The sequence below is a fragment of the Actinoplanes xinjiangensis genome, assembly GCF_003148685.1.
GTDB classification, from domain to species: Bacteria; Actinomycetota; Actinomycetes; order Mycobacteriales; family Micromonosporaceae; genus Actinoplanes; species Actinoplanes xinjiangensis.
Genome location: NZ_QGGR01000013.1, coordinates 246135 through 270088, shown reverse-complemented (window position 1 = coordinate 270088; position 23954 = coordinate 246135). Strand labels below are relative to the sequence as shown.

Here is a 23954-nt window from a genome sequence, read left to right as displayed (position 1 = left end):
CGTTGGCCATCCCGCCGCAGATCCTGGCGATCGACCTCGGTACCTCGGGGATGAAGGCCGCCCTCGTCGCGGCCGACGGCACGGTGACCGGCTGGGCCGAACGGCCGGTCCCGCTGGTGGTGCTGCCCGGCGGTGGGGCCGAGCAGGACCCGGTCGCCTGGTGGGACGCGCTGGCCGAGGCCGTCGCCGACCTCGGCCGGACCTTCCCGGACCATCTGCGTGCGGTGACGACCATCTGCTCGTCGACGCAGGGCGAGGGCACCATCGCGGTCGACGCCCACGGTGACCCGCTGACGCGGTGCATCAGCTGGCTCGACATGCGCGGGGCCCCGCATCTTCGCAGGCAGTTCGGGGGCTTCCCGGCGTACGACGGCATCTCGGTCCGGAAGATCGCCCGCTGGCTGCGGCTGACCGGCGGTATGCCGTCGGTGACCGGAAAGGACCCTGCCGCGCACATGCTGTTCGTCCGCGACGAACTGCCGGACGTGTACAGAAAGACCAGAACCTTCCTCAATGTGCTCGACTGGATCAATCTGAAGCTGACCGGCCGCACGGTGGCGACAGTCGACTCGATCCTGACCTCGTGGGTCACGGACAACCGGAAGGCCCCATCCATCCGGTACTCCGCCGCGTTGGTCGCCGCCAGTGGAATCGATGCGGACAAGTTCCCGCCGATCGTGGCCTGTACCGAGGTGATCGGCACACTGGCCCCCCATGCTGCCGATCACCTCGGTCTCCCCCGGTCGGTGCAGGTCGTCGCCGGGGCGATCGACAACACCGCCGCGGCGATCGGGGCGGGCACCATCCGCGACAACGAGACGCACCTGTATCTGGGAACCTCGTCGTGGATCGCCGCGCACGTGCCGAAGAAGAAGACCGATGTGCTGACCGGCATCGCGTCGATCCCGTGCGCCATCCCGGACCGCTATCTGATGACCGCGTTGCAGGCCACCGCCGGGGCGAACCTGACCTGGCTGCGCGACAAGATCGTCGAATACGACGATCCGATCGTCAGTGCCGGGCACGTCAGCCGCGACGAGGGCACCATCTTCGACGCCTTCGACAAGATCATCCCGATGGTTCCGGCAGGCGCCAACGGCGTCATCTACACCCCGTGGCTGTACGGCGAGCGCGCCCCCGTCGACGACCCGAACCTGCGGGCCGCGTTCCTGAACATCTCCCTCGACACCACCCGCTCCGATCTGCTGCGCGCGGTCTTCGAGGGCGTCGCCCTGAACACCCGCTGGCTGGCCAAGGCCGTCGACAAGTTCCTCGGCACCCCCGTCTCGTCGATGGTGATCACCGGCGGGGCGGCCCGCTCCGACTCGTGGTGCCAGATCTTCAGTGACGTCCTGGGCGTCGAGATCCGCCGGGACGCGAACCCGGTGACCGTCAACGCCCGCGGAGCCGGCTGGATCGGCGCGGTCGGCGCGGGCCTGATCTCCTTCGACGACATCCCGGCCCTGACCCGCAACGACCACGTCTTCACGCCGGGCCCGGACCACGCCCGTTACCTGGAGATCTACGACATCTATCAGGACCTGCACAAACGACTGGCCCCGGTCTATCGCCGCCTGAACCGCCAGGCCGATTGAGGGCCTCCGATCCACCCGGGGCGGGTGGGCCGCCACCCACCCGTCCCGGGCCTCCACCGGTCGTACCTGCCGGTGAAGCCTTGTTACCGATGGGTAAAAAGCGGTGGCCCGCCTACCGTTCATGATCAGGATCTACCTGATCGGAGTCTGATGTTCCACCGCACCGCCACCGACCCGGCCCTGCTGCGCGGTCTCACCCGGCGACGTCTGGGGCGGCGTGACGCTCTTCGGATCGGCGGGCTGTCCGCGCTCGGCGCCGCCCTCGCCGCCTGCGGGGTGCAGGGCACCGGCCGGCCGCGGGAACTCACGGGTTCCGAGATGGCCGGATTCTGGGACGGCAGGAAGCAGAACGGGCGCGTCGACTTCGCGAACTGGCCGCTCTACATGGACCCGTCGAAGCCGGAGCTGGCGAAGTTCACCGCCCGGACCGGGATCCAGGTGAACTACCAGGAGGTCATCCAGGAGATTGGCCCCTGGTTCGCCAAGGTCCAGCCGCAGTTGTCGGCGAAGGAGCCGATCGGCTTCGACCTCATGGTGATCACCAACGGCATCCAGTTCGGGCAGTTCCGGGCGGCCGGGTTCCTCGCCCCGCTCGACCACACCCGGCTGCCGAACTTCACCGGGAACGCGGCGACCCGGTACACCCAGGAGTCGTTCGATCCGGCGAACGTGTTCAGCGTGCCGTGGGCGTCCGGGATCACCGGCATCGCGTACGACCCGGCCAAGGTGAAACGGCCGATCACCAGCCTCGCCGACCTGTGGGATCCGGCGTTCAAGGGCAGGGTCGGGATGATGTCCGACGTCACCGAACTGGCGAACTTCGGCCTGCTCGCCACCGGTGCCGAGCCCGCCGGATCGGATCAGGCCGACTGGACGAAGGCGGCCGCGAAGCTCCAGCAGCAGAAGGACGCCGGGCTCGTGCGCAACTACTACGAGCAGGACTACCTCGACGCTCTCGGCAAGGGCGAGATCTGGATCTCGCAGGCCTGGTCCGGTGACATCTTCCAGAAGAACCTCAGCGACGGTACGAACCTCGAGTTCGTGATCCCGAAGGAGGGCGGCACGATCTGGACGGACAATCTGGCCATCCCGGTCACCGCCGCCAACCCGGTCGACGCCCTCATGCTGATCGACTTCTTCTACGAGGTGGAGAACGCCGCCTCACTGGCGGCGTACATCAACTACGTGTGCCCGGTCCCGGCCGCCCGCGACCGCATCCGCAAGGACGCGGCCGCCCTGTCCGGCGCCGACCGTAGGGCCCTGCGGGACGTCGCCGACAGCTCGCTGGTCTTCCCGAGCGAGGCCGACTACGAGCGGCTGCACTACTACGTCGGGTTCGACACCGCCGAGGAGCAGAGGGAGTTCGCCGCCACCTTCGAGCCGATCACCCTGAGCTGACCGCCGGCGGTCGTCGCCGTCACGGGGTCAGCAGGCGGCGGACCTCGGTGGCGACGGCCGGCGACGTGATCGGTGACCAGGCCGCGAACAGATCGGTGAAGTAGTCGCGGTGCGCGGCCAGCAGGGCCGGGTCGTGCTCCAGGACGTCCAGCTCGTTGACGATGCTCAGGTCGACGAACGGGGTCAGCTGCCAGTCGGCGATGCGCACGGCGGCGCCGGTGAACCGGTCGGTGATCCGGTGCGTGGCGGCCAGGTCCGGCCAGGACAGCGAACGGTCGCAGGCGGCGTAGAGGTAGACCAGTTCCTCGGCGTTCGGGCCGATCAGCTCGCGCAGCGTGTCCCGCTCGCGCCAGAACAGCAGCGCCAGATCGAAGCCGTCGGTCCCGTACGCGGCATGCGCCAGACCGGCGGCCTGCACGTCGGCGTCGTGACCGAGGGCGGCCAGACGATCCCGGACCCGGCACAGATGGGTGTAGAGCGTGCCACCCGGATGCTGAACCGTCTCGGTGCCACGCTCACGCAGCCATGCCTCGACACTCATCAGCCGAATGTACGAGCATGATCAACGATCCGCCGCCCCGGAGCGTACCGAACGGGCCACGCACCGCTCCCCCACCTGGTCAGCGCCCGTGCGGCGACGTCCGATCGCCGTCGAGGGGAAGGCCGGTGCAGTCGGTGACCGTGCGGGCCTCGGTGTCGTAGGAGCGGACGCCGACGGCGTCGCCGTCGATCGCCGGGATCCCGGCGAGCAGCGCCAGCGCGTCGGCGCGCTGGGTCTCGGGCAGGTTGAGGGCCAGGCTGACGTGCGGTACCCAGACGTCCGGGGCGTGCAGGGGGTTCGTGGCGTCCAGGGCCTGCCAGACTTCGGCCTGCACCTGTCGCAGCCGCGGCGAGTCGGCGGTGCGGACCAGGGCGCGGCCCAGCAGGCGCACCGGCCCGAGACGGACCGGCACGGGCAGCCGCAGCGCGGGCAGGGCCGGCAGGGACGCCGCGACCGCCAGGGTGATGTGCGGCCGGTTGGTGGGGTGCGTGTGGGTGGCCAGGCTGCGCAGGCCGGCGGCGTGCAGGATCCGCCACAGCTCGCGGACGGACGTGTCCAGAGTGTCGTCGATCACCAATTCCACGGTGCGCACGGCCTCCGATGCTGTCACAGATCCGCGGGCTGTCCTGTCTCAGAGGGCGAACAACGAAACACGACAGAGGAGTTCGCCATGGAAGCTCGTCTCGACCTGTTCGCCAACCCGGTCGCCGGGAAGATCCTCAAGCACTTCACCGCTGCCGGGAAGGCGGCCGCGGAGGCGGGGCTGCCGGAGTCGACGCGGGAGCTGGTGCTGTTGCGGGCCAGCCAGATCAACGGCTGCGGGTTCTGCGTCGACATGCACACCAAGGACGCCGCCCACGCCGGGGAGACCGCGCAGCGCCTGCACCTGGTCGCGGCGTGGCGGGAGGCGACGGTGTTCACCGACGCCGAGCGGGCCGCCCTGGAGCTCACCGAGCAGGCCACCCGGATCGCCGACGCGGCCGGTGGTGTGCCCGACGAGGTGTGGGCGGACGCGGCCAAGCACTTCGACGAGAACCAGCTGGTGGCGCTGGTGGCGGCGATCGCGACGATCAACGCGTTCAACCGGATCAACGTGATGGTGCAGCAGCCGGCCGGCTGGTACCGGCCGGGTCAGTTCGCGTGACGTCATCGGACGAGACGGCGGCGGCCGGTTACCGGCCGCTGCTGTTCTCCATCGCGTACGGGATGACGGGCTCGGTCGGCGACGCCGAGGACATCGTGCAGGACGCCATGCTGGGGCTGGTCAAGGCCCGGCGGGCGGGCACCGCGGTGGCGAACGTGAAGGCGTACCTGACGACCGCGGTGACCCGGCTGGGCATCAACCACCTCGGGTCGGCGCGGGTGCGCCGGGAGACGTACGTCGGTGCCTGGCTCCCGGAGCCGCTGGTGGCCCCGGCCGGGGAACGTGGTCCGGCCGAGCACGCCGAGCTGGCCGACTCGCTGTCGATGGCGTTCCTGGTGCTGCTGGAGGCGCTGTCGCCGGTCGAGCGGGCGGTGTTCATGCTGCGCGAGGTGTTCGGATTCGGATATCCGGAGGTCGCCGCCCTGGTGGGCAGGTCGGAGGCGAACTGCCGGCAGATCTTCGCCCGCGCCCGGCAGCGCGTCGACGCCGGTGTTCCGGCGCCGGACGGTCCGCCGGAACGGCAGGCGGAGGCAGCGGCGCTCGCCGACCGGTTCTTCGCGGCCGCGGCGGGCGGCGACATCGACGCGCTGATGGTGATGCTGGCCCCGGACGTCGTGCTGATCGGTGACGGCGGCGGCAAGGCGCAGGCGCTGGCGACGCCACCCACCGGCAGCCTGGCGGTGGCGCGGTTCTTCGCCGGCCTGTTCCGCCGCTTCGGCCGGATCGGTGTCACCCGGCGCCCGGCGCGGGTGAACGGCCGCCCGGGTGCGGTCTTCCACGACGCCCACGATCGGATCCTCGCGGTGATGTCACTCGACATCACCGACGGCCGGGTCCGGGCGGCACGGTCGGTGGTCAACCCCGACAAGCTGCGCCATCTCGGTCAGGTCTCCGACCTGGGGCTTCGCCGCAATCCCGACCATCCGGTACGCCCGGAACAGCCCCCGACAGCAGAACAGACGGTCTCGTAGGCTCCGCGCGGCGTGACTGCGGCGCGGGGCCGCAGCGCGACCGCCGGGCTGAATCCGGTGGCCGGCGGCTACCCGCCCATCTCGTGCAGCCGGTCCTCGATCATGTCCCGTAGTCCGGCCCGCCGGCTGTGCAGCACCTCGGTGAGCCGGGCGATCTCGGCGAGCGCGGCCTCCCGCTCGCCGGCCAGGCCGTGGATCGCGGTGGCGTGCCGGTGGCGGGCGTCGCTGTCGATGGTAGCCGCGGCCAGTTCGGCGTCGCTGGTCATCTGGTCGGCTTTGGCGCGGGCGTTGTCGAGCAGGGCCCGTGCCTGCTCCTCGGCCTCGCGCAGGTGGTCGTCGGCGTGGCGCCGGGCGACCGCGAGGACACGATCGTTGCCTTCGGCGGGCCGTTGTGTCTCGCGGGCGCGGGCGAGTTCGGCGGTCAGCGCCCGTGCCTGTTCCTCGGCGCGTGCCTGCGCGGCGCGCAGCCGGTCCAGTTCGGCGGCGATGCCGGCCGCCTCCTGTTCCGGCGCGGCGTGCTGGAGTCGTTCGCGCAACGCCCGGTTCTGGCCGCTGAGGCGGGTGAACGCCCGCTCGGCCACACCGAGGAACTCGTCGACCTGGTCTCTGTCGTAGCCGCGTTCACCCGGCAAGGGGTCGCGGAATGCCATCTTCTGGATGTCCGCCGAGGTGAGGGGCATGGTGGATGTCCGTTCGGTCAGTTCGGGAAGCAGCGCCCGGTGCGGGCTGTCGGGTCGGGACGCTCAGATCGGGGGCAGCGCCCGAAACGGTGTCGCCTGGGCGGCCGTGGACCGCACGAGCCGGACGAGCCCGTCGGCCCGGATGAGGTGATGGTCCGGGAAGTTCACCGAGCGCAGCGCGAACCCGCCGCCCGATGCCTGCGGGCAGAACGTGGCGTCGGACCGGTAGAGACCGGACGCATCGTATCGTTCGAGAAGCAGCACGTAGTTGCGATGCCGCAGGTAGAAGCCGGGATGCTCGGCGGATTCGAAAGACACGCAGCCGGCGTCGGCGAGCCCCTGCCGGACCAGGAAGTGCCCGCTGAGTCCCCGGGCGGTGCTGTCGGCTTCGATCCGGGCGACGAAGTCGCGGTTGCGCAGCCGGTACCCGGTCAGCCCGGTCACGCCGACGCCGACGGTACGGCCGACGGTGAAGGCCGGGTCCGGCGCCGGAGTGGAGGACGTCCGGCTGGGGGTGGGTGAGCCGCTGCCGGGCCGGGTGGTGGTGCCGGCGCTCACCCTGCGGATGTCCCGGCTGGGCGGGGCCGCGCCGCCGGGCGGGGCGGGGAACACCGACACCGGCGGGGATGCCGCCGCGGGTGACCTGGTCAGCTGCGCCGGGAGCGCGAACTCGGGCTGTCGTGGCGGCTCGTCGCCGAGCACCACGATGGCGGCGATGCCGTAGCCGAGCGTGGCCAGGGCGGTCGCGGCGACGAGCGCCAGCACCGGCCGGCTGGACAGCCGGGTCGACGGCGGAATCGCTCCTCCGAGCTGCGACGCAGGCCCTCCGGGGCCGCGTGGTTGCGGCCCGGCGGCGGTGCTGGCGTACTCCGTGCCACCCGGCGCGTAGGGCGGGATCCATCCGCCGATGCGCTGGGTTTCGGAGTTGTCGGCCTTCGTCATCTGGTGTGGGGCTCCTGGTCACGACAAAGGTAAAGAAGGGGTGGGACGGCGCGTCCCTGACAACGTTGTCAAGGGAGTGAACGTGAGCTCTCCATCGTTGTCAACAGATTGTTTCGGGAAGGTTTGTTATCCATGGTCAGTGAAACGTATCGACGCCTCGTTCGCCACCTGACAGCGTTGTCTGGGCCGGGACGCGCGTTTACGCTGTAGCCCGATCGGCGAGCACGGGGGACGAGGGGCGATGGCACCGGAACGGACGTCCCGTGGGCGGGGCAGCGGCCGGCCCACGATGAACGACGTCGCGAAGATCGCCGGCGTCAGCCTCAAAACGGTCTCCCGCGTCGTCAACAACGAGGAGAACGTCTCTCCCCTGCTGGTCGCCCAGGTGCGCAGCGCGATCGCGATCCTCAACTACAGTCCGGACATCGGGGCCAGCACACTGCGGCGCAGCGACCGCCGGACCGAGATGATCGCGTTGCTGCTCAAGGACGTCGGCAACCCGTTCTTCGCCACCCTGCACCGGGCGGTCGACGACGAGGCCCGGGCCCGCGGGGTGCAGGTGATCACCGGCAATCTCGACGAGTGCTCGAACCGGGAACGTGAACTGGCCCGTGCCATCACCATGCGCCGCGCCGACGGCCTGATCATGGCGACGGTCAGCGAGGACCAGAGCTACCTGGCGTCGGAGCTGCGGGTGGACACGCCGGTGGTGTTCGTCGACCGGCCCGGCACCGGCTTCCCGGGCGACACCGTGCTCGCCACCAACGTGCTCGGTGCCACCGAGGCGACCCGGCACCTGGCCGCCCACGGGCACCGCCGGATCGCCTGCCTCAGCGACAACGTCCGGATCCCGACGGCCCGGCTCCGGCAGGACGGTTACCTGGCCGGGCTGCGGGAGATCGGCATCGAACCCGACGAGCGGCTGATCCTCACCGACCTGGGTTCCGAGGCGCTCGCCGAGAGCCGGGTGCTGGAGCTGTTCCACCGGCCCGACCCGCCGACCGCCCTGTTCACCGCCCAGAACTCGGTGACCGCCGGTACGGTGCGGGCGCTGCGCCGGCTCGGCCTGCACCGTACCGTGGCCGTGGTCGGCTTCGACGACTTCCCGCTGGCCGACCTGCTCGAACCGGCGATCACCGTGATCGCCCAGGACCCGGCGGCGATGGGCCGCACCGCCGCCCAGGCGCTGTTCCGCCGGATCGACGGCCACACCGGCCCGCCCGCCGAACACTGGATCCCGACCACCCTGATCCGCCGCGGCTCCGGCGAACTACGCCCCGCCCCGGAAAACGCCAGACCCTGACCGCGACCCCGCCCCGAAAACCCGGCTGGCTCCCACCGCTGCCAAAAACCCGCTGAGACAGCGGTGACGACCAGCCCGAAAAACCCGGCTGGCTCCCACCGCTGCCAAAAGCGCGCTGAGACAGCGGTGGGAGCCAGCCGGATTGGGGGTGGATCGGGTGGGGGTCCGGGGTCAGGTGGGGGCCGGCGTGTGGGCGGGGCGGCGGCCGCCGATGACCAGTGCGGCGGTGAGCAGGCCGAGGGCGAGGGCGGTCAGGACCCGTACGCCTGTGGTGTGGGGAAGCGACGCGGCCGGGAGGAACGGGGTGACCGCGAGCAGCGGCACCGCGACCGCAGCCACGACGGACCAGAACCGGACCGGCTGCCGGGAGGCGAACGGCGCCGCCCCGTGCCACTGCACCAGGAGACGCCGCCGGCCGATGACCGCCGCGATCGCCGCCATGACGGCGAGCCCGACGAGGTGCGCGGGGTATTCGATCGCCGGGAACCAGGCTTCGAGCCCGTCGAGGACCAGGTGGCTGCCGGCGCCGATGATCGCCGAGGTCACGGTGATCCACCAGCGGTGCCCGGAGGTGCGCAGCGCACCGTAGTCGCGCAGCGCGAACGGCCCGCCGGCGGGCAGGTGGGCGGCGATCACCGGGACCGCGCGGCGCACCATCAGGCAGCCGAGCAGAGTGACCGGCAGGCAGAAAATGATCAGTCCGTGCAGCTGGTGGGAGAGCGGCCAGACCGGGAGGCCGCTGCCGTCGACGAGGTACGCCACGTCGGGTGACGCCGCTCCCAGGGTGAGGGCGACACCGTCGAACCAGCGGGGCCGCCACAGTTTGAGGGGCAGGATTCCGGCGGGATGGGTGGGAAATGTACTCGGCACCGTCCGCACGATAGCCACCCGTGCCCACCGGGCCCCTAATGTGCTGATCATGAAGTTACGTGAAGAAGAGGTCCGGGTGGGCGATATCCGGACGATCGTGATCAGCCCGGCCGGTGATGACGACAGCGGGAGGAAGGGTCTGCTGCTGTACACCGACATCTTCCAGTTGACCGAGTCGACGCTGCGTACGGCCCGGCGTCTGGCGGCGGACGGGTTCGTGGTGGTGGTGCCGGAGATCTATCCGCACGGGCCGCTGGCCGGGGTGGCCCTGGAGTTCGACGACGCCGGCAAGCAGCGGGGCCTGGCGGGGGCGGCGGCGACCACGACGGCGGCGTTCGACGCCGACCGGACCGCGGTGCTGGACTATCTGGACGCCCGGCCGGATGTGTCGGACGTGTTCGTGACCGGGTTCTGCATCGGCGGCCATCTGGCGTTCCGGGCCGCTTTCGATCAGCGGGTGAAGGCGACGGTCTGCTTCTACCCGACCGGTCTGCACAACGGCGCGCTGGGTGCGGACGCCGACGCGGGCAGCCTCGAACGGGCCGCGGAGATCCGGGGACGGCTGCTGATCGTCTTCGGCAGTCAGGACTCGCACGTCCCGGCCGACGCACGGCTGGACATCCTGCGCCGCCTCTATGCGGCCGGGCTGACCGACCTGGAGTTGCACGTCTACACCGGCGGGGAGCACGCGTTCATGCGCGACGTCGGCCCTCGCCACGACCCCGCGCTCACCGATCGGGCCCTGATCGAGGCGGTCGCCTTCTTCCGCGAAAGCTAGATTCCACCTCGGCGGGAGAGTTCGCGGCCTGTCCGAGGCGTACCGCATCGCGACCTCGACCGACCGGATCCCCGGGACCCGGGTCGCCTCCGTCACCGGCGGTGACGGAGGCGAGGACCGTGGCGCCGACCGCGGGCACCGCGCGTCATGGTCACGCGGTACGCGAATTCCAGGTGTGCGGCCGCTAGACCGACGCGGAGATGCAGAACGGGTGGCCGGCCGGGTCGAGCAGGACCCGCCAGCGATCCGGCTGCGGCTGGTGGTCCGGCTTGGTGGCGCCGATCGCGAGGATCGCCGCCTCACCGGCCTCCAGGTCGTCGACGCCCAGCTCCACGTGCGCCTGCTTGGGCACGTCGGCGCCGGGCCAGGTCGGCGGCAGGTACTTCTCCACCTTCACGAAGCCGATGCCGTTGCCGGATGCGCCGAGGTAGACGAACTCGTCGCTGGTGTAGGAGATCTCCATGCCGAGCAGCTTCACGTAGAAGTCGGCGAGGGTCACCGGGTCGTCGCAGTCCAGGGAGAAACCGACATAACGGGCGAGTGCCATGGTGGTGTTCCTTTCGTCTTCGTCTCGTCGCCGATGACCCTGCCACGCATGACTGACATCCTGTGGCAGTCTTCGGGAATGCGTGCCAGCCGTCTGCTCTCCGTGGTCCTGCTGCTTCAGGACCGCGGCCGGCTCACCGCGCAGCAGATCGCCACCGAGTTGGGCGTCTCGGTGCGCACCGTCTACCGCGACATCGAGGCCCTCGGCGCGGCCGGCGTCCCGGTCTACGCCGAACTCGGCGCCAACGGCGGCTATCAGCTCGTCGACGGCTACCGGACCCGGCTCACCGGCCTGACCCCGCAGGAGGCCGGGACGATCTTCCTGGCCGGGGTGCCGGAGGCGGCCGCCGACCTGGGGCTCGGAGCCGTGCTCACCACCGCCGAACTGAAACTGCGGGCCGCGCTCCCGGCCCGGCTCGCCCGGCACGTCGACGAGGTCCGCGACCGCTTCCACCTCGACGCGGCCGGATGGTTCCGCGAGACCGAGACCCACCCGCACCTGGCGGCCCTGGCCGGGGCGGTGTGGAACCGGCGACGGGCCCGGATGCGCTACCGGCGATGGCGGGAGCCGCGCGAGGTGGACCGCGACATCGAGCCGCTCGGCATCGTCCTGAAGGCCGGCGTCTGGTATTTCCTGGCCCGCGTCGACGCGGAGATCCGCACCTACCGGGTGGCGACGATCCTGGACCTGACCGTGCTCGACGAGACCTTCGAACGACCCGGCGACTTCGACCTCGCCGCGACCTGGGCGGCGTGGGCCGCGGACTTCGAACGGCGCCTGCACCGCTCCGAGGCGACCGTGCGGCTCTCCCCCGCCGGCCTCGACCGCATCCCGTATCTGATGACCCGGGCGATGGCCCGCAACGTCCGCGACGCGCTCGGCGAGCCCGATCCGGACGGCTGGACGACGGTGACCCTGCCGATCGAGTCGGTGAGACACGCCCACGCCGAGTTCCTGCGCCTCGGTGAGGACGTCGAGGTCCTCGCCCCACCGGAACTGCGCGACCTGATGCGCGCCAGCATCACCGCGATGGCCCGCCGCTACCGGTGCTAGCGTGCCCGCCATGCCGATCGAACCCGTGACGGGCGAGCCCCCGATACCCGTCGACAGCCCCGAGGACGTCGCCGTGCTCGTCGAGCACCTGGCCCGCGGCGACCGTGACCCGGCATGGCTCGGTGACCACTTCGCCTATCTGGCCGGCACCCGGCCACAGTGGTTCCAGCCGTATCAGGAGCAGGTCGTCGACGGGTTGCTGGAACGGTTCGAGGTGGCCTTCGACGACCAGTGCCAGTTGCTCGCCGGGGCACCCGACGCCTGCGTGCAGACGCTGGCCCGGCGGCTGCGCGACAGCCAGGACTTCCACGACGCGCTGGCGCTGTCGGCGATCGGCACCGGCGCCGCCCTCACCGCCATCGCCGAGGACGTACGCAACGGCGGCGACCGGGAGATCTACGAGGACTCCGGCATCCGGATCCCGTCGACCGGACCGGCCGAACCGAGGTTCAGCCCGCACCGCCGGGCCGTGTTCCTCGAGCCGGGTGACTTCCCGGACGCCGAACATCCGGTCGGGCTGCCGATCGACCGGGTGGTGGCCGACCCGTCGTCGAGCCCGGTCGTCTGGCACTACCTGTCACTGCGGCTCGCCGACGTGCCGGGCCTGCCGGCCTGGCCGGCCGAGCGGGCGCACCTGGCCGCCCCGGCGTCGACCGGCCGATGGACGGTGTTCGCCGAGTCCGGCGCCGACGGCCGCTATCACGGCGAGCAGGTCGTCGACGAGGACGAGCCGGACGATGACGAGTTCACCGACGAGCCGGACTTCGGCCGCGGCCGGGTGCTGCTGCGCCCCTACGGCCCCGACCTCGTCTACAGCAACGGTCACGTGCACACCACACCGGGACTGGTCGGTACGGCCGGCGGCCCACCGATCGGCCTCTACCCGAACCCGTCCTGCCCCTCCTGCAAACGCCTGATGTTCCATGCGGTCACCGTGTCGAGCATGGTCCGCGAGCACGGCGACGGACCGCGCAGCCTCTACCTGTGCGAGGACTGCCAGACCGTCGCCATGACCGCCACCGGCTGGAACTGACCGGTCAGGCGGCCTCGGACGTCGCCGGCGGCGCCAACTCCATCAGCGGCTCGACCGCGGGCCGGGCCAGGTAGTAGCCCTGCGCGTGGCAGATCTGGTTCTCGGTGAGGGCGGCCAGCTCGCCCGGGGTCTCCACACCCTCGGCGATCACCACCATCCCCAGCGAGACGGCGAAGTTGGCCATCGCGCCGATCAGCGCGAAGCGGGCCGGGTCCACGTCGTTGTCGGCGATGATGCTGCGGTCCAGCTTGATGATGTCCGGGCGCAGCCGCAGGATGTGCTGCATCGAGGCGTAACCGGCGCCCGCGTCGTCGACGGCCAGGCGTGCTCCCATCGACCGGATCCGGTCCAGGACGTCGGCGACCACGCTGTAGTCCTCGATGGCGGTGTGCTCGGTCACCTCGACCACCACCCGCCGGGCCTGGTCACCGAGCCCGGACAGCAGGGCGAGCAGCCGCGGGTCGGTCAGCGTCTGCGCCGACAGGTTGATCGACAGGTAGCCGTGCGACGGCAGTTCCGGCAACCGGCGGCAGGCCAGGTCGACCGCGTGCAGCTCCAAGTCGATGCCGAGGCCGACCTCCCACGCCTCGGCGAACCACAGGTCCGGCGTCCGCTTCGGCTCGGCACTGAACCGGGCCAGCGCCTCCATCCCGGCGATCCGCCGGCCGTCGATGTCCACGATCGGCTGGAGCACCACGTACATCGCCTCGGGGTCGTCGAGGGCCTGCTCGATCCGGGCCCGCGACTCGGCGTACCGGCGCTGCTGCTCGTCCTGCACGTTCTGGGCGACGGTCTCCGCCGTGACGTCGGCGGTGAACCCGCGGTACCCGATCGTCCGCCCGGACTCGTCGTACATCGGGGCGACAGTGGTACTCAGGTGCCGTACCGAACCGTCGGTGTGCCGCGCCTCGGTGGCCAGATCCTGGCGGCCACCCGGGTCGACGTGCGGCCGGGCCGACGCCGCGTCACTGATCAGGTCGCACACCGTACGGCCGAGGACGTCGGTGGACCCGTGTCCCAGCAGCGTCTGCACCCCCTCGCTGGAGTAGGTGATGCGCATGTCCGCGTCGGTCTGCCAGATCCAGCCGTGCGCGTTGTCGACGGTGTCCTGGAACGCCTGCACCGCGTCGCGTTCGCGGACGGTGAGCAGCCGCTCGAAACGCACCAGCCGGCGGGTGACCACGGCCGCGTACGGCAGCCCGACGAGCCCGATCATCCCGAACCACTCGTCGGGCTCCGGGAACTCGCCGGCGTTGACCGCGTCGATCCAGTCCCACACGTACGACACCAATGCGATCACCATGCTCGCGGCGAGCACGAGGACAGCGGACGAGACGACACGACGCGAATGCAGAATCTCGTCGGTCGCCGTCGGGCGGGGCTGTGCCTGGTCAGTCACATGCTGAAGGTCGGCACCCGGATGCCGCGCCTGAGGAGTCGCCGGGGAGTCAGAGCCCGGCCCGGTGCAGCAGAGCCGCCATGGCGTCGACCGGCAGTGCCGGGTGCGCGCCCGCCGCGGCGGCGACGCGCTCGTCCGCATCGTCGAGGAGCCGGACCAGCGCGGACGCCGGCATCCGGGGGTGGGCGGCGGCTGCGCTGCGGACGTCCGCGACCGGGTCGGCGGCCAGTGCGGCGAGGATCTCCACGGGAAGTCCGGGGTCGCGGGGCCCGAGGACACGCATCCGCGGGTCGGGATCGGCGGCGAACCGGCGCAACGCCTCCGGCGGGAACGGGTAGCTGTCGGCGGGCCGGGACCGGCCGCCCTTCGACGGTCGCCGGTGCGCGCGTTCGATGCGTTCGGCGTTGGCCACGTCGACGAGGTGCGGCGCATGACCGACGACCGTCTCCGGCACCCGGGGATCGTCGTCGGCGAGCAGCCGGCGCACCGCCCCGGGTGGCAGGGACGCGGCTGCCACGGCGGCGGCGATCCGGAAACGGACGTACGGCGAGCCGACATGCCGGACCGGGTCGGCGGTGACCCACGGCAACGGGCCGTACCGCAGTACCCCGGCGGCCTCCCGGTCCTCGATCAACTGCACGAACGCGAGGTCGTCCAGGTCCTCCAGACCGGGGTGGTCGAGCAGGGTGTCACCGGACGCCGCGTCCTTACGGTGCACCTCGTCGTGGATCAGTGCGCGCAGCGGCTCCGGGGTGTCCTCGCGGGCGAACACGGCCGCCTGCACGGTGGCGCTGTCGTCGGATGCCAGCCGGTCCCGTACCCCGGCCGGTAGACCGGGATGCCGGGCCAGTTCGCGGCGCACCTCATAGTCAGGGTCACCGGCGAGACGGGCGGCCCATCCCGCGGTCAGCGTCAGGTGACGAACCGCCCCGGCCCGGGTGACCGGATCGGCGATCAGGGCCGGTAGCAGGTCGGCCGGGATTCCCGGGTGCGGCAGCCGGGTGTGGTAGGTGGCGCACGCGGCCGCCCGTACCGTCTCCTGCCGGTCGGTGAGCAGGCGGCGCCGCACCCCTTCCGGAAGATCCGGCCAGGTCCGCGCCAGGGTCTGCCGGACCTCCGGGTCCGGGTCCCCGGCGAGCCGGGCCCGCAGGTCGGCCGGCATGTCGTGGTTCTCGGCGAGAGCGACGCGCAGCCGCTGGTACGGGTCGGTCACCAGGCGCTCGAAGGCCGCGCGGTCCGGCTCCCCCGCCGCTGCCGAGGCGACCGCCCATCGCACCGTCGGATCCGGATGCCCGGCGAGTCGCAGCCGCACCGAGGGCGCGACGGCCCGATTGCCGGCCAGCGAGGTCAGCAGCCACGACCAGTCGGTGGCGAGCATCTCCTCGACCAGCTCGCCGGTCAGGTCGGCGCGCCCGGCCACCCGCCCGAACCCGCGGCGCCAGGCGATCAGCCGGCGCAGCAGGTCGGGCGGAAGGGCGGGGTTCGTGGCCAGGCCGTCCAGCGCCGCGTCAGACATGCCGGACAGCGTAGAGCGGTGACCTGCGGGCCGCTGCGGCCCACAGGTCACCGCGACGGTCTCAGGACAGGGTGCAGGTGATCGGGGCCGGTGTGGTGGCGGTGCCGTTGCCGACGAGGCCGAACGTGGTGGACGCGCCAGCCGCCAGGGCACCGTTGTGGGCGGCGTTGCGGACGGTCACCGCCGGCGTGCCCGCGACACCGTTCCAGAGCGAACCGACCGTGGTGCCGGCCGGATAGGTCCAGTTCACCGTCCAGGCGGCGCCCGCGGTGGTGCCGGTGTTGCGTACCGTCACCTCGGCCTGGAATCCGCCGGTCCAGGAGGTGAGGGTCTTGTAGGTGGCGGAGCAGCCCTGATCGCCGTTGCCCCCGCCGGCACTGGTGGTGACGCTGCGGGCGGCCGACGCGGCGGAGACGTTGCCGGCCGCGTCGCGGGCACGGACGGTGAAGGTGTACGCCGTGGACGCCGCCAGTCCGGTGGCGGTGTAGGACGTCGCCGACACGGTCGCCACCACGGTCCCGTTGCGCAGGACCTCGTAGGCGGTCACGCCGACGTTGTCGGTGGCCGCCGTCCAGCTCAGGGCCACACTGTTCGCGGTGATCGTGCCGGCGGCCGGCTGGCCGGGCGCGGTCGGTGCGGTGGTGTCGCCGCCTTCGCCGCCGTCGCCGTAGCGCTGGCCGAGGCTGATCCCGGTGCTGCTGCCGGCACCGCCGAGCGGCACCTGGTGGTCGAGGCCGACGAACTTGCCGGCGTGCTGCCACAGCGCCGGTTTGAGCAGCGCGTACTTCTGCTCGTCCCAGGTCTTCCAGTCGTCGAGCAGCAGGCCACCGGTGTCGCCGGAGTTGGGGTTGAGCACCCAGAACGTCTGGTGCAGGCGGTGCTCGACGATCAGGTCACGCAGCGCGGTCATCCACTTGTCCTGGCGCGCGTCCTGGCCGAGCCGGCCACCCCATTCGCCGATGAGCAGCGGCGCGGTGTTGTTCTCGTGCAGGTAGAACCAGTTGGGCCGCCACACGTCGTCGGTGAGGCTGGCCTTGTCGAACGGCTTGTCGAACCACGGCTGGTTGAACACCAGCGGCCCGTAGTCGTGCGGCGAGTAGACGAGCTGGTCCTGGTGGGCACCCAGGTTGATGGGCTGGTCCTTGGCGCCGCGCAGGTTGCCGCCCCACCAGTTGTAGTAGTAGTTCGGCGACAGGTCGGGGTCGGTGTTCGGGGAGTTCCAGGTCTCGCCCTCGCGCGGGTGGACCTCGTTGCCCTCGACGAGGATCAGCACCTCGGGGTTGATCGCGAGGATCCGCCTGGCGGCGGTCTCGGCGGTGTGCTTCCAGTTGTCGACGTCGGTGGAGTTGTCCCACTTGGCGCGCGGCGGCTGGTTGGGCGTACCGTGCGGCTCGTTCTTGAGGTCGAAGGCGACGACCGTGTCGTTGGTCTTCCAGCGTGCGGCGGCCCACTCCCAGCCCTGGTAGAACAGCTCGGGAGTGATCGAGCCCTTGTACCAGACCGGGTGGATGTGCCCGGAGTTGTCGGCCTCGGCGGAGTGCACGTCGAGCAGCACCTTGACGCCGAAGCGCTCGCACAGCTCCAGCCAGAACTCGAAGATCTCCAGGCTGTCCATGCCTTCGAGTTCCGGGTTGGCGTAGGTGTTGACGTTCGGCACGGCGGCCTGCCCGTTCTTCCATTCCAGCAGCAGCTGGGTGGAGATCGGCACGCGGACCAGGTTGATGCCGCGGTCGGCCATGGATTTGGTGATCTCGGTGATGTTGGCCGACCACAGGCCGTGGAAGACCCGCTCGGAGGCGTTGAAGCCGAACCAGTTGGTTCCAGTGAGCCAGACCGGGTTACCGGCTTCGTCGACGATCTGGTTGCCCTGCACGTGGAGCCAGTCGGACGTCGGCACGGCCGCTGCCGCCTCGGGCGCGGCCACGGCTGGCGCGGTGACGCCGCCGGTCAGCGCCAGAGCAAGCCCGGCAGCTGCGGCGGCCAGGCGTCTCCTTGCTTGCCTGTCGAACACGCTCGAACTCCTTCATGGGGGATCGGGGAGGGGAGCGCGGGAGCGCTCCCACAACATCCTGTGATCTCCCGGACACAAAGCACAACCCTCAGCCATCAATGAACGTCAAATTTCCGAAAGGGGCCTTCTCCCCCGCCGTTCGTTTGCCGAGCCGGCGGCCCGTCTGCTGTGGCCGCCGGAGACGCACATGGCCCGGTACTGCCCGTTTCGCCGGCGAAACGGGCAGTACCGGGCTTGCACCCCGAGTCGCTCGGCGGTGCTACGTCGCAGGAACGGCGGAGGTGTGCCGCAAGGCGATCCTGGTGGCGCAGGCATGCCAGGCGCACCCGTCGTTGCTCACCTCACGTGGCGGTGCAGGTGAGGGTCGTACCGGCGGCGGCACCGGTGCCCTGGAAGCCGAACTCGGTGAACTGCCCGGCGGCGATCGGGCCGTTGTAGCCGACGTTGGCGAACTGCACGGTTCCGCTCGTCCCGGTGCGCTCGGCGCTCCAGTGGTTGGTGACGGCGGTGCCGGTGGGTAGGCCCGCGGTGACCCGCCAGCTGTTGATCGACGAGGATCCGGCAGTGACCCGTACGGTCGCGACGAACCCGCCGGTCCAGGAGTTGAGCGACACGGTCGCGGAGCACGGGGACGGGTCCGTGGGCGTGCTGGGGGAGACTGAGGCGGACGGTGATATCGACGGGGAGACCGGCGGGGAACTCGGGTTCCCGCCGGAGCGGCCCTTGTTGAGCTCGTCGAGCACGGCGCTGTAGGCGGCCTTCTTCTGGTAGTTGCCGCTGCCGCCGGTGAAGAGCAGACCACGCTCGGAGGAGCGCCAGGACTCACTGTCGGCGATGCCCCACACGGTGATGCCGGTGCACCCGGCGACGTTCAGGCAGGCGCGTACGACCTTGCGGTAGTTGTTCGCCTGTCCCTGCCCGATGTCGTTGTTGCTGAGGTCGTCGTCGATGTCCAGCTCGGTGATGTGCACTTCGACGCCCAGGTCGGCGAAACGCTGGATGTTGGCCTGGAGGTCATCGGTGATGACACTGTTCGGATTGTCGTTGAAATGCGCCTGGAAACCGACGCAGTCGATCAGACGTTCCGTGCCCTGCGTGTACGCCCGGACGATGTCGTACAGAGCCTGGGCCTTGTTGTTGCGGGCGCCGCCGCTGACCGTCAGGCCCTCGACGTCGTAGTCGTTGATGCAGAGCTTCGTGGTCAGGTTGTTCTGCTGCACGACCTCCTTGGCCCGCCGGAAGGAATTGCGGATCACGTCGGTGTCACCGGCGTCGAAGAAGTCGCCGTCACCGTTGGCGTCCCGGCTCAGACTGTGCGGCCACTGGGTGCGCCGCCTGCCGTTGTTGTTGTCGTCGAGCGCCTCGTTGACGACGTCCCAGTAGGCGATCCGGCTGCCCCACCGGGTGAGCGCGTTGCCGATGAACGTGTTGAGCGTCGCCTGACTGGTGCCCTGCAACTGGCCCGCCTGTGAGTGCCAGACCAGCGTGTGGCCCCGTACCAGCATGTTGTTGGTCTGGGCGTAGTTGACCAGAGTGTCGGCGTTCCCGGTGTTGCGCAGTCCGCCACTGGAGGTGGCGATCGTGTCCGGCTTCATGTCGTTCTCGGGGGTGAGCTGGCCGAATTCCTGGCTGACGATGGAGCTGAGCCGTCCCGGCGAGGCGGCGACCCCGAAGAAGAGCCCGGCCTTCGCCGCCGCGGCTCGCAGGGTGGTCTCGGCGGCCAGGGCGGGAGCCTTGCCCACGGCCACCGCGCCGGCGCCGGCCAGTACCGCGACGGCCAGCGCCGCGATCACCGGCCGATACCTGGCGCGGCCAGAAGGGATGTTCACGAGGATCTCCTTCCCCGGCCGCGAAGGCCGGCACGGCGCAGTTTCTGGAGCCTCGTGCTCTCCTCGGCAGCGCGCCGAGCCCTCGGCGACATCGATTGTCATGACTCTGTGACCGAGACGTTAACATGCGAAGTACTGGAAATCTCGGCCAAATTCCGAAACTTTCGGCGGTGCCGTGCCGGCGGCGGGCGGATCCGTCGCGCTCCTCTCCTTTTCGGGGAACGCCTCCGCCTGGGCGCGCTTGACGCGGACATCGGTGGCGATCTCTAGAGTGGACCTTCGCCGACGACGTCCGGGGAGGTTGGCGAAGTGTTCTGTGATCAATGTGGGCACGCCCTGCCCGATTCTGCGGCGACGGTGTGCCCGGACTGCGGTGCGTCGCTGAACTCCACCGCGGAGACACCGGCGATGGCAGCGCGCCGGCCGGTGGTACCGGGGCGGGCGGCGCGGGGGCCGGGGTGGCGGGCGTGGCTGCGGGCCACGATCGGCCGCAACGTGGCCGGCACGCTCGCCGGAATCGTCGGGGCGTGGTTCGGGGTGCCGATGGTGCTGCTCATGGCGGGGGTCGGCGGCGTGGTCGGCGGGCTGGCCGGGGTGGTGTCCGGGACGGTGGTCGGCGTCGGGGTGCTGGACCGGCTCGACACGTTGCTGGAGTTCGTGTTCCCGCTGCCCGTGTCGTCGAGCGAGTTGTTGCCGACCGCGGCCGCGCAGATCGGCGGGATCGTGGGTGGGCTGATCGGGATGGTCAACGGGGCGCTCACGCTGGGCTGGATGACCGCGGTGTTCCCGTGGCAGCAGCTGTACGCGGGTGATCCGTTGTGGCCGGTGTCGGTACTGCTGGGCCAGGTCGCGGTCGCCGTGACGGTGGGCGCCCTGTACGTGTGGTGGTCGGCCGGCACCGAAGCGGTCCGGCTGCGCGTCGGCGGGGCCCGGGAGTTGTCGCGGCGCGAGGCCGATTGGCTGCTGCCGATCCTGGCCGAGGCCGGCGAACGGCTCGGCCTGGACGCCCTGCCGCGGTTGCTGATCGACGACCGGCGGGAGCCGAACGCGTCGGCGGGGATCCGGCACATCGTGATCAACGCCGGGCTGCTCGAGCAACTGGACCACGACCGGGAGCAGATCGCCGCGGTGCTGGCGCACGAGCTGGCGCACTGGCGCGACGGCGACGCGATCGCGATGGCCTGGGCCAAGGGCGTCGCCCTGCCGCTGTTCCTGGCGTTCGAGCTGGCCGACCGGGCGCTGCGGGCGGCCCGGATCCGGCCCCTGCAGTTTCTGGTGCGGCTGCTGTCGTGGTCGGTGCTGGCCACCGTCCGCTACGGGGTGCTGCCCGCACAAGCGACGTTGTGGCGGGCTCAGGAGTACCGGGCCGACGCCGCGGCGGCCGCCGCCGGCTACCAGGACGGCCTGCGCCGGACGCTGGCCTACCTGCGCGGCTCGTTCGACGGGCAGCGCTCGGGCTGGGACCGCACGCTGCTGGCCTCGCACCCGCCCAACGAACTGCGCCTGGACCGCCTCGAACACGACGACCGCGTGTATCCGCTGCACGAGGAGCACCCACTGGTGCGGGCGCTGCCCGGCTGGACCGGCGACAGCACCGTACGGAAAGGCTGGTAGCCGGTGGACTTCCCGCCGATCGACTCGTTCACCGTCACCGCCCGGCAGGCGGTCTATCTGGGCCTGGACCCGCTCGACGGCCACCGGCCGTGCTGGTCGAACTCCAGCGACTCCGTCGGGGTCGTCGGGCCGCCCCGCTACGGCAAGAGCTCCGGGATCCTGATCCCGACCCTGATGGGCTGGGACGGCCCGGCGGTGGTCACCTCCACCCGCCCGGACCTGTTGCAGTTCACCGGCAACCGGCGCCGCGAGCTGGCGTCCGGCCGGGGCGGGCACGTGTACGTGTACGACCCGTTCGCGTCGGTGCCCGGGGTGACCAGCGTGCAGTGGTCGCCGATCGCCGGGTGTGAGAACCCGTCGGTCGCGTACCGGCGGGCCTCGGCGATGGTCGCCGTGGTCGGCCAGGGCATCAGCGACAGCGCGCACTGGACGACCGGCGCCGCCTCGATCCTGCGGGCGCTGTTCCACGCCGCCGCCCTCGACGGCTCCAGCATCGTCGACGTGCGGCGCCGGCTGGCCCGGCAGGAAACCGACCCGGCCGCCGCGGTGTTACGGGCCTCGACGTCGGAGGCCGTGGACTGGGCCGACGACCTCGACGCGCTGCAACTGCTCGGCGACCGCGAACGCGGGAGCTTCTACTCGATGGCCCGCAACTGCATCGACGCGACCGCCGAACCCCGGGTCCGCGCCTCCGCGCTGGGCCCGTACCTGGACATCGACGCGTTCCTGACCTCCGGCTCGACACTGTTCATCGTCGGCCCGTCACACCATCAGAAGGTCGCGGCACCGCTGATCGTCGGCCTGGTCGACGCGATCGCCCAGCGCGCCGCCGAACTCGCCGCCACCCGGCCGGGCGGCCGGCTCGATCCGGCATTGCTGCTGGCCCTGGACGAGATCGCCAACATCGCGCCCTTGGAGTCGCTGCCGTCGCTGGCGTCCGAGGGCGGCGGCGCCGGGATCGTCACTCTGTGGGCCGCGCAGAGCCTCGCCCAGCTGCGCGCCCGCTACGGCGCCGACCTGCAGCAGGCCATCCTCACCGCCACCACCGCCAAGGTGATCTACGGCGGCATGTCCAACGGCGCCGACCTGCGCGACATCTCGTCGTGGGCCGGGGAGTACCGGCAGGCCCAGACCACCTACTACGCCGGCGGCCCCGATCCCGCCCACTCCCCCGACCGGCCGGGCCGGCTGGCCGACCGCGACGCCTCCGGCCGGCAGCACGCGATCGGCTCGCTGTACCGGCCGGTGCTGCCCGTCGACGCGCTGCAGCAGCTCCCGCCCGGGCGGGCCTGGCTGTTCTACCGCTCCGACGCGCCGCTGCTGGTCGAGACCCGCCCCGCCGGGCTGATGCCGCCGTACAAGGCACTGTCCGGCTACACGCCGCTGCTGCCTCTCACCCCTCCGGCCGCGCCGTGACCGCCGCCGCCCCGGCCTGCCCGCGCTGCGGCGCCCCGAACCGGGACAACGCCCGGTTCTGCCACGCCTGCGGCGCCCCACTGACCTCCCACCCCGCACCGGGGCCTGACCCCACGCCCACCCCACCGGCGCCCTCACCGGCACCGGCGGAGCCGGTAGCTCCGGCTCCGGGGCCTCCGCCGCGGGCGCCGGCGTGGTGGACCCGGCGTCCCAGCGGCCGTGCCCCCTGGCTCGCCGGCGGCGGTGCCGCCGTGCTGCTCGTGCTGGCCCTGCTCGGTTACCTGGCCGTCGTCGCGATCAACGATGCCCGGCACCCGCCCGAGCAGCCGGTCCGGGAGTTGTTCGCCGCCCTGACCGCCCGCGACACCGCGGCCGCCGCCGACCTGGCCGGCTGCGCCTCACCGGCCTGCACCGGGACCGCTCTGGCCGGCGGCTATCAGCCGCCGGAACACGTCGACATCGGTGAGCCGGTCTACGGCGATCCAGCCGACATCACCCGGCGCCCGGACAAGTCGATCGCGTTCGTGCCGGTGTCCTACCGGTTGTCCGGCGCCCGGCAGGAGACCACCATCCGGGTGCAGCGCACCGGTGACGGCCTGGCCCGGCCCTACCGGATCCTGTACGGCGCCACCGGACGGCTCACCATCACCGGCGTCCGCGTCGCGCAGGTCCAGGTCGGTGCCGCCACCGTGCCCGCCGGCGAGCCCGACGGGCCGGGCCTGACCGTGCTGCCCGGCACCTACAGCGTCCAGGCCGCCGGCGACGTGCTGTTCGCCCCGGCCGAGGCCGGCCCGGTCCGCGTCGACGTCCCGGCGACCGCCGACAGCCGGGCCACCCCGCAGCAGGTCGCGCTCACGGTACGGGTCCGGCCTGAGGCCGCCGCCCAGGTCGACGAGCAGATCCGTGCGCTGCTCACCGACTGCACCAGGCAGACCGATCTCCGCCCGCCCGGCTGCCCGTTCCAGGTACCCGGCATCGTCATCGGCGCCGACGACGTGCGCTGGTACGACCTGCAACCGCCGACCGTGGAGATCGTCCCCGTCGATGACCCCGGCCTCACCGGCGCCCCGGCGACCGTGCGGACCGTGACGCCCGGCCAGGTCACGGTCACCTACACGGCGTTCACCAGCGTGACCCGAACCCGCGACACCATCACTCAGCGCCTTCCCGTGCAGGTCGGCGGCACCGTCACCACCGATCCGGCAGACCCGGCGACGGTTACCTGGACTCGATAGGACTGCACCCCTCGCCGAGCCGCCGCCGACTACCGTTACCGATGTCGATGCGGGTCGGTGGAGCGCGCCGACGGGATCA

21 protein-coding genes and 1 pseudogene are annotated in these 23954 nt (G+C 71.4%); 12 read left to right on the top strand and 10 right to left on the bottom strand.

Annotated features, from left to right (window positions below; all coding sequences use genetic code 11):
- Positions 1–2 precede the first annotated feature (2 nt).
- Positions 3–1595: a xylulokinase gene (locus BC793_RS28015; protein ID WP_109597458.1), complete on the top strand. Its 1593-nt coding sequence runs from the start codon at positions 3–5 to the stop codon at positions 1593–1595.
- Between the two features lie 150 nt (positions 1596–1745).
- Entirely contained in the window at positions 1746–2993 is a 1248-nt protein-coding gene (locus BC793_RS28010) for a polyamine ABC transporter substrate-binding protein (protein ID WP_109597453.1), read from the top strand.
- Positions 2994–3012: 19 nt separating this feature from the next.
- Here BC793_RS28010 and BC793_RS28005 read toward each other — a convergent pair whose 3' ends face one another.
- Positions 3013–3534 (bottom strand): DUF6817 domain-containing protein, encoded by a 522-nt coding sequence (locus BC793_RS28005; protein ID WP_109597448.1) that lies wholly within the window; start codon positions 3532–3534, stop codon positions 3013–3015.
- 79 nt (positions 3535–3613) lie between these two features.
- The gene (locus BC793_RS28000; RefSeq protein ID WP_158319396.1) at positions 3614–4126 is read right to left on the bottom strand and encodes a 2'-5' RNA ligase family protein; all 513 of its coding nucleotides are present in this window, start codon (positions 4124–4126) and stop codon (positions 3614–3616) included.
- Between the two features lie 78 nt (positions 4127–4204).
- On the opposite strand from BC793_RS28000, the gene BC793_RS27995 reads away from it, so the two are divergent.
- On the top strand, positions 4205–4678 hold the full coding sequence (locus BC793_RS27995; RefSeq protein ID WP_109597438.1) for a carboxymuconolactone decarboxylase family protein: 474 nt from the start codon (positions 4205–4207) through the stop codon (positions 4676–4678).
- Positions 4675–5649: an RNA polymerase sigma factor SigJ gene (gene sigJ, locus BC793_RS27990; protein WP_239170374.1), complete on the top strand. Its 975-nt coding sequence runs from the start codon at positions 4675–4677 to the stop codon at positions 5647–5649. Before BC793_RS27995 ends, sigJ begins: the two co-directional genes overlap by 4 nt.
- 68 nt (positions 5650–5717) lie before the next feature.
- On the opposite strand, the gene BC793_RS27985 is transcribed toward sigJ, so the two are convergent.
- Positions 5718–6329 (bottom strand): DivIVA domain-containing protein, encoded by a 612-nt coding sequence (locus tag BC793_RS27985; protein WP_109597433.1) that lies wholly within the window; start codon positions 6327–6329, stop codon positions 5718–5720.
- 63 nt (positions 6330–6392) lie between these two features.
- On the bottom strand, positions 6393–7271 hold the full coding sequence (locus BC793_RS27980) for an AbfB domain-containing protein (protein WP_109597428.1): 879 nt from the start codon (positions 7269–7271) through the stop codon (positions 6393–6395).
- A 241-nt stretch (positions 7272–7512) separates the two neighbouring features.
- Here BC793_RS27980 and BC793_RS27975 point away from each other — a divergent pair, with 241 nt between their 5' ends.
- Positions 7513–8574, top strand: coding sequence for a LacI family DNA-binding transcriptional regulator (locus BC793_RS27975; protein ID WP_203896400.1), 1062 nt, complete (start codon positions 7513–7515; stop codon positions 8572–8574).
- A 171-nt stretch (positions 8575–8745) separates the two neighbouring features.
- On the opposite strand, the gene BC793_RS27970 is transcribed toward BC793_RS27975, so the two are convergent.
- Positions 8746–9444 carry a DUF4184 family protein gene (locus BC793_RS27970; protein ID WP_158319395.1) on the bottom strand — a complete coding sequence of 233 codons (699 nt, stop codon included), beginning with the start codon at positions 9442–9444 and terminating at the stop codon, positions 8746–8748.
- 49 nt (positions 9445–9493) lie between these two features.
- Here BC793_RS27970 and BC793_RS27965 point away from each other — a divergent pair, with 49 nt between their 5' ends.
- Positions 9494–10222, top strand: coding sequence for a dienelactone hydrolase family protein (locus BC793_RS27965; protein ID WP_109597708.1), 729 nt, complete (start codon positions 9494–9496; stop codon positions 10220–10222).
- 184 nt (positions 10223–10406) lie between these two features.
- Here BC793_RS27965 and BC793_RS27960 read toward each other — a convergent pair whose 3' ends face one another.
- The gene (locus BC793_RS27960) at positions 10407–10769 is read right to left on the bottom strand and encodes a VOC family protein (RefSeq protein WP_109597419.1); all 363 of its coding nucleotides are present in this window, start codon (positions 10767–10769) and stop codon (positions 10407–10409) included.
- Positions 10770–10817: 48 nt separating this feature from the next.
- On the opposite strand from BC793_RS27960, the gene BC793_RS27955 reads away from it, so the two are divergent.
- Positions 10818–11822 (top strand): helix-turn-helix transcriptional regulator, encoded by a 1005-nt coding sequence (locus BC793_RS27955; RefSeq protein WP_239170373.1) that lies wholly within the window; start codon positions 10818–10820, stop codon positions 11820–11822.
- A 10-nt stretch (positions 11823–11832) separates the two neighbouring features.
- On the top strand, positions 11833–12855 hold the full coding sequence (locus BC793_RS27950) for a hypothetical protein (protein WP_146246480.1): 1023 nt from the start codon (positions 11833–11835) through the stop codon (positions 12853–12855).
- Positions 12856–12859: 4 nt separating this feature from the next.
- Here BC793_RS27950 and BC793_RS27945 read toward each other — a convergent pair whose 3' ends face one another.
- The 4 genes from BC793_RS27945 to BC793_RS27930 form a co-directional block, all read right to left on the bottom strand.
- A complete protein-coding gene (locus BC793_RS27945; RefSeq protein ID WP_158319394.1) occupies positions 12860–14254 on the bottom strand; it encodes a sensor domain-containing phosphodiesterase in 1395 nt (464 codons plus the stop codon).
- A gap of 49 nt (positions 14255–14303) precedes the next feature.
- Positions 14304–15770 (bottom strand): hypothetical protein, encoded by a 1467-nt coding sequence (locus tag BC793_RS27940; RefSeq protein ID WP_109597400.1) that lies wholly within the window; start codon positions 15768–15770, stop codon positions 14304–14306.
- Between the two features lie 61 nt (positions 15771–15831).
- Positions 15832–17781, bottom strand: a complete 1950-nt coding sequence (locus BC793_RS27935) for a cellulase family glycosylhydrolase (protein ID WP_109597395.1) — start codon at positions 17779–17781, stop codon at positions 15832–15834.
- A gap of 341 nt (positions 17782–18122) precedes the next feature.
- Entirely contained in the window at positions 18123–19610 is a 1488-nt protein-coding gene (locus tag BC793_RS27930) for an endo-1,4-beta-xylanase (RefSeq protein WP_239170372.1), read from the bottom strand.
- A 408-nt stretch (positions 19611–20018) separates the two neighbouring features.
- On the opposite strand from BC793_RS27930, the gene BC793_RS27925 reads away from it, so the two are divergent.
- The 4 genes and pseudogenes from BC793_RS27925 (at position 20019) to BC793_RS27915 (ending at position 23875) form a co-directional block, all read left to right on the top strand.
- Positions 20019–21224: a M48 family metalloprotease gene (locus BC793_RS27925; protein WP_146246479.1), complete on the top strand. Its 1206-nt coding sequence runs from the start codon at positions 20019–20021 to the stop codon at positions 21222–21224.
- A gap of 3 nt (positions 21225–21227) precedes the next feature.
- Complete coding sequence (locus BC793_RS27920; RefSeq protein WP_109597384.1) at positions 21228–22640, top strand: type IV secretory system conjugative DNA transfer family protein; 1413 nt, start codon at positions 21228–21230, stop codon at positions 22638–22640.
- Positions 22637–22717, top strand: a pseudogene (locus BC793_RS52865) (zinc-ribbon domain-containing protein); the annotation flags it as partial. The gene BC793_RS27920 and the pseudogene BC793_RS52865, both read left to right, overlap by 4 nt.
- A 174-nt stretch (positions 22718–22891) precedes the next feature.
- Positions 22892–23875, top strand: a complete 984-nt coding sequence (locus BC793_RS27915) for a hypothetical protein (protein ID WP_239170371.1) — start codon at positions 22892–22894, stop codon at positions 23873–23875.
- The last annotated feature ends 79 nt before the right edge of the window (positions 23876–23954 follow it).